Below are 12158 nucleotides of genomic sequence, written 5' to 3' on the forward strand. Positions count from 1 at the left end.
GCGGGGCCGTGCGTCACGGCCCCGCGACCGGCACGCACTTCCCCTCGGCGACCAACTCCATTTCCGCGCCCGCGTTCTTGGGTGTGCGCAGGGAGACAGTGAGTTCGACCTGGTCCGCTGGCCTGCTCGCGGCCAGATAGTCCGGCTGCCCCTCCCGTGGGTCCACTGTCCACTCCGGACCGAGGTAGTCGAGGGCGCGCTGCTTGAGATCGGGCGCGGCGGTGATGGCTTGCCGCGTTGAGGCATACCAGCTCGCCCCCCGGGCGCCCGCGCCGTCACCGCAGGTCGTCAGCGACACCTCGGGCGCGTCCGCGAGCTTGCCGGAGGCGGGAAACTTCTTGGGGTCAACGGGTTCGCCCGCGATCTCCGCGATCCCCTTGGCCGCGCGGGCCGCGGCGGCGAACCCCGGCGACATCGCCTGCGCCTGCTCGGTGGTGAGATCGGGACGCAGGTCGATCGCCAGTTCCTGGTGTCGCCCGGAGATCGAGCACTTCGCCAGTTCCGCGCGCACCTTGTCGCCCTTGAGGGCGAACCGCACGTCGTGCGGCCCGATCAGCACCAGGTCGAAACCCTCGGCGACCTGCGGCTGCCACCCGGCTTTGACGCCCGCCGCCCGCAGTTCCGCCGAGGACACGTCGCGCACCGTGGCGTCGGCCCACATCGCGACCAGATTGTTTCCCTGAGCGTCGAACACGCTTCCGCAGGTCAACGCGTCGAACGTGGGTCGCGCTGACCCGTCGACCGCGCCGAGCAGGCTGGTCACCGTGGTGGTGAAGTCCGCGGAAACGGGAACCTGCTTGGATTCCGCGCAGCCCGCCGCGAGCATGCCCACGGCGACCAGCGCCACGACCGTCCTCACGGCTGTCGCTCCACTTTGTACTGATGCGTGTCGACTTCCTTGCCGCCGAAGAACACTCCCGCGCTTTCCCGGAACCGCTGGACGGACGGGTCGGTGCTGGAGTCGAGCGCGGTCGCCGCGTCGGTGTAGTTGCCGTTGATCTGGTGGTTCCCGCCGATCGTCCCGGTCTGATTGTCGAAGGTGACCGTGGTGCGGTTGTCGCTCGGCGGGTTATCCGCCGCGTCGAGGTGCGGCACGATGTCGCCGCTGTTCTCCAGCGACAGCATCTGCACGCTGTCGGGGATGTCGACCCCGCCCACCGGCGAACCCGCCGTCACCACATGGGTCACGTTGTAGCCGTCGTCCACCAGCGGTCCAGCCGTGCGCGCCGCGACGATGCCGCCCTGGCTGTGCCCGACGAGCATGATCGGCGCGTCCTTGGGCACGCCCGCGTCGGCGAGCGCCTGCTGGATGCCTTCCTGCAGGACGGTGGGATTGCCCGCGATGCCGTCGATGTTGGTGCCGAAGTCGTTGGCGCTGCCCTGGTCGTCGCCGGGCAGGTTCCACACCTTGGTGCCGGGGATGTCCACGATGTAGGCGACGGTGCCGTCGGGCTGGGTGACCTTGCGAATGTCGAGGTTGGCGTCGGTGCCGTTGCGGTGGTCCAAACCGTTCAGCAGCTCGCCGAGACCGTCCGGCGGATCGTTGGCGATGGCGCTGTCGTCCCGCCCGAGATCGGTGAGCTTCGGGTCGCCGTCGGGGTAGGCGGCGGCGATGAGTTCGGTGAGGGTGGCGAGGTCGGTGGGCAGGCCGAGGGCGCTGAGGGCGCCGGGGGACATGCCGAGGATGGTGTCGATCATGCCGGGGTGGTCGACCAGCCACTTCTGCCAGTCGCCGTCGTAGTTGAGGTAGACGTCGGTGGCGATGGCGCCCGCGCCTGCCACGGCGAGGCCGGGCATGCCGACGACGCCCGCGCCCGCGAGCCAGCGGGACGCCTCCAGGGCCTTGGCGTTGAGGTCGTCGACCAGTTGGTACGCCTGGTTGGTCGCCTGCAGGGTCAGGCCGCGCACGCCGATCGCGGCCGAGGTCGCGGTGAGGCCGCTGGGGCCGTCGAGGGCGCCGAGCATCGCGCCCTCGAACTGGGCGACGCCGCCGGGGTTGAGCAGCGCGGAGGCCAGCACGTCCGGGTCGGCCAGGTACTTGTGGCTGGTCACGGCGATGGTGAGGGTGGAGCCCGCCACGTCGTCGGTGAGGTCGCCGAGGGCGGCGAGGTCCTCGTAGTACGCCTCGCTGCCGCCCGCGCCGCCGGTGACGCTGATGTTGGACACTCCTGGGCCGGTCACGTCAGCGCCTCCGCCACGAAGGGGGCCAGCCAGACCCCGAGATCGGATCGGTCGACGGGTTCGAGGTCGACCAGCTCGCGGTCCGCGCCGGTCGGGGCGGGCGCGACGCCGACCCAGCCGGTGTCGCTGTGCAGCCAGGTGAGCTGGGCGGTGCGGACCCCGCCGCCCGCCAGGGCGGTGACCAGGGCGCGGAGCACGCCGTCGGTGCGGCGCACGACCGCGACGGCGAACTCGGCCTCCGCCGGGGGCAGCTTCAACTCGGCCAGCACGTGCGCGGGGGCCCCGGGGTCGGCGGGGCGCAGCAGGTCGGCGACGCCCAGTTCGTGCAGGGCGGCCAGCGGGATGCGCCCGCGCAGCGGCTCGGCCTCGTCGGCGGCGTCCAGCGCGGAGCCGATGCCGGTCTCCTCGGCGGGCACGGCCCGCACCAGTTCGCGGCCGAGGTCGACCGCGGCGAACATGGACAGCTCGACGGCCGCGTCCGGCAGCGCGAACAGCGACGCGCCGACCCGGCCCGCGACGGCGTGCACGCTGCGGGAGCCGCGCGCGCCGATGGTCGCGGTGGTGTCGATCATGATCTGCGGTCCGGCGAGGACCCGGAGATTCGCCTCGATTGACGGGTGGACGGTGAGCAGGTCGCCGGAGCCGCGCAGGACTCCCTTGTCGACTAGGCCGCTCTCATCCGCGATGTCCGGGGCGGGCTGCCAGTCCGGCGGCATGGTCACGCCGGTCTTGTCCAAGAGAAAAGCGTATTCCGGGGCGGTCAAAGTCAGCCGGTGCGCCGCGGGCGCCGGGGTCGGCGGCGCCATCACGCGACCCCCTGCGCCCGCATGAACTCGCCGACTTCCAGCCACTGCTTGTCGCCGGGCGGGGGCAGGTTGTCCGGCTGGTACTTCCAGCCCTCCCACGGCGGCCGGGGCGGCTGGGGCTCGTCGCCGCCGAAGCCGAGGGCGTCGCCGACCGCGTCGGCCATGTCGGCCACGGCGTTCTTGAAGCTCTCCACCGCCTTGTTGAACCGGTCGATGGCGCCGTTGAACCAGTTCACGACCGTCTCGGCGATGCGCTTGATCGCCGCGATCAGCTCCCGCACCTGCTGGGCGTGCCGACGCAGGATCGCGGCGGCCGCGTCGAGCTTGTCCGCCGTGCCGTCGAGGGACTTGCGGTCACCGGCGACGGACTCGCGGCAGCGGTCGGCGGCGATGGACTTCCAGCGCATCGCGCCCGCCTGCGTGTCCATGTCCGCGCCGTGCTTGCGCACCTCGTCGGCGCGCTGCTCGATCTGACCGGCGAGTCGGTCCAGCTCGTCCGGATCACCGTAGAACGCCATGTCCACCCCCAGAGGCCGTCACGGAACCTTACGGCAGCTATGGACGGACGCGCGTGGCGTTCGGTTCCCCGGAGAGGTCGAGCCGGTCCAGGAATCGGGCGCCCGCGAACTTCGTCGGGCCGTGGAACCGGGTTCCGGAGAACAGCGCGGGGCCGCGGGAGATGAAGCCGCTAAACCACGCCTTGCGGTGAAATGTCGAGTCGTGGAGATAGAGGTTGCCGTGGTTGACCGAGCCGGTGAACCAGGCGTCTCCCCACACCTGCATGCGCGACAGCGCGTTCGAGCTGTGCAGCATGGTGTGCCGCATGACCAGCGTGCCGACAGCGCGTCGGCCGAGGTCGAAGTACTCCAGATCGGCGCCGGTCAGGTCGAGGTCGTAGCGCAGGTCGGAGTCCGGCGGCGGCAGCAGGTCGGCGATGAGCCGTTGCGCGGTCCTGCGCACCTGGAGTTCGTGCTCGTCCAACGCGGACCGGTCAAACGGCCTACGCAGATAAGAGCAGAACACGTCCAGGACTGTCTGCGTGTAGTAAGGCCGGTTGCGTGCGAGACCGGCAAGCGCGTGCAGCGCGCCTACCCGAACTTGGTCAGCGTCGCTGCCCAGCAGCTCGACGGCACGGGCGAACCGCTCGTCGGCGACGCGTTCGCGGTCGTGTTCGGCGCGCGCCGACTCCAAGTCCTGCCTGCGCCGCTCGACGTCCTGGCGCTCCTCGTCCACGCGCCGTCTGCGGTCGTTGAGCCACAGCGCGTAGAGCGCGACGACCGAGCCAGCGGCGAGGCCGCCGGTCTTGAGGGCTTCGCCGCGGTTCGGGTTGGGCTCGGTGAGCAGCCAGCCGCTGACCAACGCCAGTAGCCCGGCCGCGACGAGCACCGTGCCGAGCAGCCACCACCCGTCCACGCCGCGCTTGGCCCGTCGGGCCGAGACGGAGAAGACGGCCAGGCTCGCGGTCAGGGCGACCATACCCACGATCAGGAAAGCGGTGCTCACGGGCGGAAACTACTGCACCGGGAACCCCTGGATCCCCGGTGCGGTAGGAGTCACCCGTTGGCCAGCACTTGCAGCCGATCGTAGGCGCCGTTGAAGTAGTTCTGGTCGATCGGGGACGAGGTGTACTGCCAGAACGTCCAATATGACCAGTTGTAGGGCAGGGTGCCCACACTGGAGCTGTAGCGGGCGATCCACAGTGGGTTGGTGCTCGCGAACGCCTGCGCCGTGCCCACGCACTGCGACCACCAGCTCGTGCTGGTGTAGAACACCGCGTCGCGGCTCGTGCGCGCTTTGTAAGTGTTGGCGAAGTCCCGAATCCACGCCGCCATCGACGCCTGCGACTTTCCGTAACAGGTCGAGCCGTACGGGTTGTACTCTAAGTCGGCCACGCCGGGCAGCGTCTTGCCGTCCCGCGACCAGCCGCCGCCGTTGTCGACGAAGTAATTCGCCTGCGCCGCGCCACTGGATCGATCGGGCAACGCGAAGTGGTACGCGCCGCGGATCATGCCCACGTTGTAAGAGCCGTTGTACTGCTGCGTGAAATAGGGGTTCTTGAAACCGGTGCCTTCGGTGGCCTTGACGTACGCGAACCGCTTACCCTGGCCCCAGTAGTAAGCCCAGTTGACGTTGCCCTGGTGGCCGGACACATCGATGCCCGACACGGTGGCCAGCACGCCGACGTCGGATCCGGCGGACGCGGCCTGGTCGCCCGCGGTGGGATCGCCTTCGTGCTTGCGGATCTGCGATCCCATCGCGTGGTCGGTCTGGGTCGCGCGGTCGGCCGCGTGGCCCGGCGCGGCGGTCGCCGGGGCGGTGAGGCCGATGAGCAAGGCGGAGGCGGTCATCGTCGTGGTCAGAAGCCGTCTCACGCCGTGGATAGAGGACTTCATTGGTCGCCCTTTCCCGAGTGCCCTCACGTCGACCCGCCGAACAGGGGGAGCAGGCCGCCCATCAAGTGTGATGGGATAACTATCCATTTGTCACGTCTTTGCGTGAATTTATCACTATAACTGGGGTGAGCAGGGGGGATGAGCTTCCCCGGCCTGGAAAATTTTCCCCAAAAGATCATTTAGCCCGTGCACCTGGGATGCCAGGCCCGCTCCGCCCTGTCAACAGAGGCCGCACCGGGCCACAAACTCGACTCCGGGGTGGCTACCTGGCCGTGAACAGGCGAAACTTTGCTTGAACCCCTCGGGAAGGAGACTGGTGGGCGGACCCGACGCGTTCGCGCGGATGTGGGCGACCGCGCTCGCCGAGACCGGCTACGTGGCGATGGACCACCGCGGCCTGGTCGACCGAGTGCGCGGATACACCGGTGTCCTGCTGGCCGCGCTGCGCGCGGAGCGCTTCGACCCGGAGCCCGTCGAGGGGGTCGGCTCGGCCATCGTCGGGCTGCGCCTGACCGGAGCCCGCACCCTCGCCTCCTCCCTGCGGGTGATTGGCGAGGATCTGCTCCGCGAAGTCGGCGTCGAGGACGCCGAGACCGCCCGCCGCAGGCTGCCCGCGGTCCAGGCCGCGTTCGCCAACGGCTTCGCTTCCGCCATGCGCGACACGATCTTCCGCGACCAGGAGTCCATTCGTCGCGCCGCCCTGGAGGCCCGCCGAGGCGCCGAGGCCGCCCTGATGGCGAGCGAGGCCCGGTTCCGCGCCATGTTCAGCCAGGCCGCGGTCGGAATCGGCATCTCCGACGCGCAGGGCAAACTGCTGGAAGTCAACGCGGCCATGGCGGCCATGCTCGGCTACTCGGTCGAGGGGATGCGCGGCATGCACGTCTCCGAGCTGCGTTTCCCGGACGAGCCCGCGGTGATGCAGCGGCCCCTCGCCGAGATGAGCGCGGGCCAACGCGACCACTACCGAATGGAACGGATGCTGCGCCGCGCGGACGGCACGCCGCTGTGGACGAACCTGTCGGTGTCCCTCGTGCGCGACGAGACCGGCACGCCGCAGTTTCTGGTGGGGATGCTGGAGGACATCACCGAGCGGCACCTGCTGGAGGAGCGGCTGCGGCACCAGGCCAACCATGATCCGCTCACCGGGCTGGGCAACCGGGCGCTGTTCACCGAGCGGCTCAACGCCGCCTTCGCCCGCGGCGGCGACAACCGGGTCGGCGTCTGCTATCTCGACCTCGACGGCTTCAAGGTCATCAACGACAGCCTTGGACACGACATCGGGGACGATCTCCTGGTCGCCGTCGCCGCTCGGCTCGACGCTCTGGTCACCGCGCCGGACCGGATGGTGGCGCGGTTGGGCGGCGACGAGTTCGTGGTCCTGGTCGAGAACAGCACCGGCCGGGCCGACCTCGTGGCGTTGGCCGAGCGGATACTCGCGGCGCTGGCCGAACCGGTTCCCATCGGCGGGCACCGGCTCGCGGTGTCGGCGAGCATCGGCCTGGTCGAGCGCGCGGTCGTGACCGCGACCCCGGCCGAGACCATGCGGGACGCCGACGTCACGCTGTACTGGGCCAAGGCCGACGGCAAGAACCGGTGGGCGGGCTACGACCCCGAGCGCAACGCGCGCGAAGTCGCCCGGTTCACCCTGTCCGCTCGAATGCCCGCGGCGGTGGAGAGCGAAGAGTTCTATGTGGACTATCAGCCGATCGTCCGGCTCGGCGACGGAAAGCTGGTCGGCGTCGAGGCCTTGGTGCGGTGGGCGCATCCGGAGTTCGGCAGGCTCGGGCCGGACCAGTTCATCGGGCTGGCCGAGGAAACCGGGCTGATCGTGCCGTTGGGATTGTGGGTGCTTCGGGAGGCCGCCCGGCAGGCCCGCCGGTGGCACGATATTTATGGCGCCCACGCGCCGATGGTGAGTGTGAATCTCGCAGCTCGGCAGACCGAGGAGCCGACACTGGTCGCGGATGTCACGACTATCTTGCGGGCGGCCAATCTGCCTTCGTCGGCCATCCAGTTGGAACTGACCGAGAGCGCGATCATGGGGACTACCGGGGGGCCGCTGCGCACATTGCGCGAGTTGTCGGATCTGGGGGTGCGGATCGCCATCGACGACTTCGGGACCGGGTACTCCAATCTGGCCTATCTGCGGCATTTGCCGGTCCACGCGATCAAGCTCGCCGGATCGTTCATGGAGGGATTGCGGAACTCGCCCGCCGCCGACCCGGCTGACGCGCAGATCGTCACCACCTTGATCGCGCTCTCGCACGCGCTGGGGCACGAGGTCATCGCAGAAGGGGTGGAGGACCCGGAGCAGGCGGAGCGGTTGCGGGAGTTCGGGTGTGACAGCGCCCAGGGGTGGCTGTTCGCCAAGCCCGGTCCGCCGGAGGAGATCGAGCGCTGGCTGGAGCGGTGAGGGCTGGATTGTCGACCGCGCTTTGATCGACACGCGCGGGCGGGCTTTGTGGACGGCGCCGTGGATATCCCCCTGCCGGGTCACCTGGCGAAGGATCTCGACCCGAGGCGCGCCGCGGGGATCAGGGCGGTGATCGGGCCGTCCGGGTTGAGGACCAGGGGGTGGCCGTCGAGTCGGGCGGCCAGGTCACGGCCGTGGATCTCGCGCCAAGCGGGCCAGGACCGCGGGATGTGGGTGGTGGAGGTGCAGGCCGGAATGAGGATCTTGCCTTCGCTGTTCGGGAATCCGGTGATGGTCTCGTCAACGGGGGTCGCGGCGTAGACGAGCAGGGGTGAGTCCAGCAAAACCGGGAGCAGAGCCGCTTGCGGGCGGTGTCGGGTGTGGATCAATTGGATGATCTTTTCCAGGCGGTTCGCGGGCGGTGGCATCCGCAGGGCCGTCGGGGAAGGGCGGTAGTCGAGGTTGGGGCGGAAGCGGTCGCCGATCTGTCCCTGGGCGTCCACCGGGTAAGCGCCGACCAGGCCCCACGGGGGCACGTCCTCGTCCGGGGCGAAGGCGGGGTCGATGACATAAAGCCAGCTGTTGGGGTTCGACAGCGCGCTCGCCCGCATGTCGAGGGTGATCTCCGGCTGCTCCATGAATACGGCTCCCTGACCGAGGTTGGGTTCCCGTTATCGTAGGTTCCCGCTACGGTAGGTCACCACACGGTTCCCGGGCGTGCGCGTTGTGATCATGTTCGGGAATCGGGTGGAGTTGATGGTCATGACGTGGCGGGAACCATTCCGCCGCGCCGGACATCAGAGCTACAGTCGTCGCAAACGCACAGGACCAGGGGAGAGCTACGGTGTTTCTAGCCGATGGCGGCGGGGGTTCGGTCCCACCTGTGGAACCAGCCTTCGCCGGGACGCAGACGCTGCGGATCGAGCCGTCCGCGATTCCGGGGGCGCTTGCCGCTTTCCGTGAGGCGTATGACCGCGTGTCGGAGAAGGTCCGGGCGCTCGACGGGCTGGAAGTGCCCCGATGGGCCGACGACCCGGTGAGCGGCGAGACCGCGACCGAGTTCGTGCAGCGCACCAACAGCGGCGCCGAGGACTCGGCCATCGCCTGCCTGCGCGGCTACCAGGAGCAGTTGGGCAAGGCCATCGAGGCGCTGGAGACCGCCCAGGAGGGCTACCTGCGCACCGAGGGCACCAACCACCTCATGTGGGGCAAGATCCACCCGGCCTAGGCCGACCAGCGACAACCGAGGGTGATCCGAATGGCAATGCACCGGTGGCGCGGGTATGACCACCCGACACTGCACGCGATGATCAACGGTGGTCCCGGCCCGGCCGCGTCGACCCCGCAGACCGCGTACTGGGAGGCGCTCGCCGCCGAACTGGCCGAGATCGACGCCGACCTCAACACCAAGCTCAGCACCATGCAGGCCACCTGGGAAGGCGGCGCGGCCGACCAGGCCCACGCCGGTCTCACCCCGTTGCAGGCGTGGGCCAGCGACGCGCAGTCCGGAGCCACCGGCATGCGCGCCTCCACCGAATACCAGGCGGACATGATCGCCCGGGCGCGCGCCGAGATGCCCGAGCCGGTCGAGGTGACCACGCCCAAGCCGTCCGGCTGGCAGATGATCACCGCGGGCGCCGCGCTGCTCACCGGGGACGCGGGCCCGGCCGCCGCGGTCGCCGGGCAGGCCCAGGACCACGAGGCGCAGGAGGCCCAGCAGGACGCGGCCTCTCAGAAGGCCGTGGACACCATGGAGTCCTACCAGTCGAGCAGCCAGTTCAACACCAACACGCTCGGCACCTTCGTCCCGCCGCCGGACGTCGTGATCGCCACCCCGGCCCCCTCCGGCGGCACCGGCTACGCCGTCGGCACGTTCGGCGCCGACTTCACGAACCCGAGCACCGGGTCCGGCACGTCCGCCGCGGCGTTCGCGCCCGCCCAGGCCGCGCCGCCCTCGGGTGGCGCGCAGTTCACCCCGCTGGTCGCGAACGGACAGCACGGCTCGTTCACGCCGCCGTCGATCTCGGGCTCGACCACGACCCCGTCCGGGTACGTGCCGCCGTCGTCGGCGACCATGCCCGCCGGGTTCACCCAGCCGAGCGGCGGCGCGCAACCGTCGCGGCCGACGGTCGCGATGTTCAACACATCGTTTAACCCGGCGCTGCCGACGGGGTCCGGCGGCCAGTTCACCCCGGGCGGCGTGCCGGTCGGCGGTGTCAACAGCGCGCAAGGTCTCAGCGGCGGCGCAGGCAGCGGCGCCAAGGGCGGCGTCGGGTCCGGCGCGGGCGCCGCGGGCGGGCTGGGCGCGGACAGCACCCGGCAGGGCTCGCAGATCGGCCGCGGCGGCATGGCGGGCGCTGGCGCGTTCGGCGGCGCTGGCGGCGAAACCACCCTCGGCGGCCGCAACGCCGCTGGCGCGCAACCGGGCCGAGGCGGGATCGGCGGCCCCTTGGGCGCTGGCGGGCGCGGCGCGGCCGACGAGGACGACGACAACTACGAGTCCGCCACCTACCTGGTCGAAACCGAGGACCTCTACGGCGACGACCGCACTGTCTCGCAGGCCGTCCTCGGCGGTAGCGACACGTGATGCCGTTCGGAGCGGTCGAGGTGGAGAGCGAGCCGATCTCGCTCTCCGCCCTCGAATTCGACGTGCTGTGGGAGCACCTGGGGCCGGGGACGATGCCGCTGGTGGTCAAGGTGCCCTCGCCCGGAAAGACCTACGAGGAACGGGCCGCGCTGGAAGAACGCGTCTGGGCGGGCCTGGACGCGCGCGGCCTCGGCCGCAAGGTCGACATCCACCCCGAGATCGAGCACCTGTTCACCCTGCTCGCCCGCCCCGACCGCGAGGTCGACGGCAGGCTGTGGACCGGCCACGCGGTGCGGCTGCTCGCCTGCTCCCTGGGCGACAATGACGGTGCCTTGACCGTCCTGACCGGCGACACGATCACCCTGCGGCGCACGTCCCCTTCCAGCCTGGCCTCGGCCGCGGTCGGCGAACTGCCCGCGCTGCAAGCCGGACCCGGCCAGTCGGTGACCCTGCGCACCGAGGATTTCGAGGCCGCCGCCAACGCCGCCCAAGGCACCCAAAAAGCCTTCGAAGCCGCCCTACTGTCCCGCGGCGTCCGTCCGGACGACGCCACCGCCCTCACCGAGATGATCACCGACGTGCACGGCACCGGCAACTTCGGCGCCGCCGCCCGCGACCGCCTCGGCCGCAGACAACGCGCCGACCGGGTGGTCTCCTACTTCGACACCGACCAGGGCCGCTACCTCCAAATCCGCAGAGCAGCCCCCGACGGCACCCTGTGGACCACCATCTCCCCCGCGGACCACCGCCGCCTCACCCACCACGTGGACGAGGTCCTGACCGACGTCACCCCGTGAGCCGCAAACCCATAGACCCCACCGCCCTGCGCGCCTCGGTCACCGCAGTCCTCCCCTGGCTCAACGGCGGCGACCAACCACCCCGCACCGACCTGGCGGCAGCTGTCCGCCTCACCCTGCGCACCCTGGAACAAGACGCCCCCGGCCACACGGTCGAGGTACGCGTGCCCCCCTTCGCGGCCGTGCAGTGCGTGGCAGGCCCTCGCCACACCCGAGGCACCCCACCCAACGTCGTGGAAACCGACCCACGAACCTGGCTGGAACTGGCAACAGGCAGACTCACCTGGACCGACGCGGTGGAAAACGGCCAGGTCAACGCTTCAGGAGCCCGGGCGGACCTGTCCCCCCTCCTCCCACTGCTGCGGCTTCCCTGATCCACCCCTCGAAGCCACTTTTCGTCCGCCGACCTGCGCAAATTGGCAGCAGGCACCCCGTGGCCAAGTTATCCACAGGCAAGATCGTTCTCGCCTGTTTTGTCGGCCTGGTCCGATAGACTGGAGCGGGGTCAGCCCCCAGGGTGGGTGGGGCTTTGTTGTGGGGCTGTGGGGCGGCAAAACAAGAGGCAAAACAAGAGCTGTCGCGGATGTGGTTGGGGCGGTGGTTGAGTGGCCTTTGTGGGGGCCAGCCTGCCAGCCCGACCTTCCTGTCAGTCGCCCTGTTGCTGCCAGGCCGCCCTTCTGTTGGACCGGCCCTCTGCTGGCCCCGCGTTCCTGCCACCCGCGTTTCTGCCAGGTTGAACCTACGCTCGCCAGGTGCTCGATGAGTGGAGCAGCGAACCCACCCCCGCCAGGCTGAACCCGGACTCGCCAGGGGCTCAATGGTGCGGAACGAGCAGCGAACCCACCCTCAACGAAGCCGCCCCCGGACCTAACCACCTCCCTGCCAGGCCGCACGAACCCTGCCAGGTGCTCGATGGGGTGGAGTGGTTTCTTTGGGGGAGAAGGAAGATCCCTAAACTTGCCGTGGTCGTGGGGCCGAAGG

General features: G+C 70.1%; 12 protein-coding genes. 5 read left to right on the plus strand and 7 right to left on the minus strand.

Annotated elements, in window-relative coordinates; translation table 11 throughout:
- Window positions 1-13: 13 nt before the first annotated feature.
- The 6 genes from ACZ6SD_RS21065 to ACZ6SD_RS21090 are packed head-to-tail and all read right to left on the minus strand — an operon-like array spanning window position 14 to window position 5380.
- Window positions 14-859 carry a hypothetical protein gene (locus tag ACZ6SD_RS21065; RefSeq protein WP_465318650.1) on the minus strand — a complete coding sequence of 282 codons (846 nt, stop codon included), beginning with the start codon at window positions 857-859 and terminating at the stop codon, window positions 14-16.
- A complete protein-coding gene (locus ACZ6SD_RS21070; RefSeq protein WP_465318651.1) occupies window positions 856-2181 on the minus strand; it encodes a lipase family protein in 1326 nt (441 codons plus the stop codon). Before ACZ6SD_RS21070 ends, ACZ6SD_RS21065 begins: the two co-directional genes overlap by 4 nt.
- Entirely contained in the window at window positions 2178-2987 is an 810-nt protein-coding gene (locus ACZ6SD_RS21075; RefSeq protein ID WP_465318652.1) for a hypothetical protein, read from the minus strand. Before ACZ6SD_RS21075 ends, ACZ6SD_RS21070 begins: the two co-directional genes overlap by 4 nt.
- Window positions 2987-3505, minus strand: a complete 519-nt coding sequence (locus tag ACZ6SD_RS21080; RefSeq protein WP_465318653.1) for a WXG100 family type VII secretion target — start codon at window positions 3503-3505, stop codon at window positions 2987-2989. The genes ACZ6SD_RS21075 and ACZ6SD_RS21080 overlap by 1 nt, the downstream gene beginning before the upstream one ends.
- A gap of 37 nt (window positions 3506-3542) precedes the next feature.
- Entirely contained in the window at window positions 3543-4490 is a 948-nt protein-coding gene (locus ACZ6SD_RS21085) for a pentapeptide repeat-containing protein (RefSeq protein WP_465318654.1), read from the minus strand.
- A gap of 50 nt (window positions 4491-4540) precedes the next feature.
- A complete protein-coding gene (locus ACZ6SD_RS21090; protein WP_465318655.1) occupies window positions 4541-5380 on the minus strand; it encodes a lysozyme in 840 nt (279 codons plus the stop codon).
- Between the two features lie 316 nt (window positions 5381-5696).
- Here ACZ6SD_RS21090 and ACZ6SD_RS21095 point away from each other — a divergent pair, with 316 nt between their 5' ends.
- Window positions 5697-7793, plus strand: coding sequence for a putative bifunctional diguanylate cyclase/phosphodiesterase (locus ACZ6SD_RS21095; RefSeq protein ID WP_465318656.1), 2097 nt, complete (start codon window positions 5697-5699; stop codon window positions 7791-7793).
- Window positions 7794-7873: 80 nt separating this feature from the next.
- Here the strand turns inward: ACZ6SD_RS21095 and ACZ6SD_RS21100 are convergent, their stop codons facing one another.
- Entirely contained in the window at window positions 7874-8431 is a 558-nt protein-coding gene (locus tag ACZ6SD_RS21100; protein ID WP_465318657.1) for a type VII secretion system-associated protein, read from the minus strand.
- Window positions 8432-8676: 245 nt separating this feature from the next.
- Between ACZ6SD_RS21100 and ACZ6SD_RS21105 the strand changes: the two genes are divergently transcribed.
- The 4 genes from ACZ6SD_RS21105 to ACZ6SD_RS21120 are packed head-to-tail and all read left to right on the plus strand — an operon-like array spanning window position 8677 to window position 11551.
- Window positions 8677-9021, plus strand: a complete 345-nt coding sequence (locus ACZ6SD_RS21105; RefSeq protein ID WP_465318658.1) for a hypothetical protein — start codon at window positions 8677-8679, stop codon at window positions 9019-9021.
- Between the two features lie 30 nt (window positions 9022-9051).
- Window positions 9052-10380 (plus strand): PPE domain-containing protein, encoded by a 1329-nt coding sequence (locus ACZ6SD_RS21110; RefSeq protein WP_465318659.1) that lies wholly within the window; start codon window positions 9052-9054, stop codon window positions 10378-10380.
- The gene (locus ACZ6SD_RS21115) at window positions 10380-11177 is read left to right on the plus strand and encodes an ESX secretion-associated protein EspG (RefSeq protein WP_465318660.1); all 798 of its coding nucleotides are present in this window, start codon (window positions 10380-10382) and stop codon (window positions 11175-11177) included. The genes ACZ6SD_RS21110 and ACZ6SD_RS21115 overlap by 1 nt, the downstream gene beginning before the upstream one ends.
- On the plus strand, window positions 11174-11551 hold the full coding sequence (locus tag ACZ6SD_RS21120) for a sterol carrier family protein (protein ID WP_465318661.1): 378 nt from the start codon (window positions 11174-11176) through the stop codon (window positions 11549-11551). The genes ACZ6SD_RS21115 and ACZ6SD_RS21120 overlap by 4 nt, the downstream gene beginning before the upstream one ends.
- Window positions 11552-12158 lie beyond the last annotated feature (607 nt).

It is taken from the genome of Actinokineospora sp. NPDC051303 (genome assembly GCF_055586285.1).